Source organism: Vibrio sp. Vb2131, assembly GCF_033338535.1.
GTDB lineage: Bacteria > Pseudomonadota > Gammaproteobacteria > Enterobacterales > Vibrionaceae > Vibrio > Vibrio alginolyticus.
This window is the reverse complement of sequence record NZ_JAWOSW010000062.1, coordinates 1-787: the sequence shown is the minus strand read 5'-3', so window position 1 is coordinate 787 and position 787 is coordinate 1. Positions and strand designations below refer to the sequence as shown.

Here is a 787-nt window from a genome sequence, read left to right as displayed (position 1 = left end):
AGTTCTAATCCGTCGATACCGGGCATGCGAATATCAGACACCAGTACGTCTGGCACTTCGCGCTCAAGCGCCATCAAAACGCTTTCCCCATCGGCATAGGTTTCGCATTTTATGTTGGCTGAGGAGAGTGTTTTCTCCATAACCCAGCGAATTGAACTGTCGTCATCGACGACCCAAACATATCCTTTACTCATGTACTAATCCTTGCAGCAAAAACCGTAAATTGGCGCTCAACGAAATCCATTCGTGAGGTCAAATCGGCAAATAAATTGTAAAAGTGGTGTGGCCAGGCCAGCTTTCAACGTCGATTTTTCCGTTGTGCTGGTCGATCAAATTTTGTGAGATGGACAACCCAAGTCCGGTGCCGCCTTCTCGCCCGCTGACCATGGGATAAAACAAGGTGTCCTGTAATTCAGGTGGAATGCCCGGCCCGTTATCGGTGATCTCGACGCGCGCCGCTAATTTGCAGCGTTTGCCATGAATGTTGGCTTGATGCACCGTTCTGGTGCGAATGGTGATGTTGCCGTGCTCTTGATGAGCAAGAATTTGTGCCGCGTTGCTGACGATGTTCAGCATCGCTTGTTCTATTTGATCCGCATCCATCAAAATCTCAGGCAAGCTCGGGTCGTAGTCGCGTTCGATGATGATCGAGTTTTGAGATTCTAACTCGACCAGTTGGCGTACTTTCTCCAGAATTTGGTGTAGATTTTCTTGTGTCTTTTTGCCCGGTTTCTGTGGGCCAAGTAGGCGGTCGACTAACGCTCTTAATCGATCGGCTTGTTCGATA

General features: G+C 48.9%; 2 protein-coding genes. Both read right to left on the bottom strand.

Annotation, left to right across the window (positions count from 1 at the left end; genetic code table 11):
• On the bottom strand, positions 1–194 hold a 194-nt coding region (locus R7E38_RS22860; RefSeq protein WP_318082137.1), incomplete at its 3' end, for a response regulator.
• Between the two features lie 58 nt (positions 195–252).
• On the bottom strand, positions 253–787 hold a 535-nt coding region (glnL, locus tag R7E38_RS22855; protein WP_318082136.1), incomplete at its 5' end, for a nitrogen regulation protein NR(II).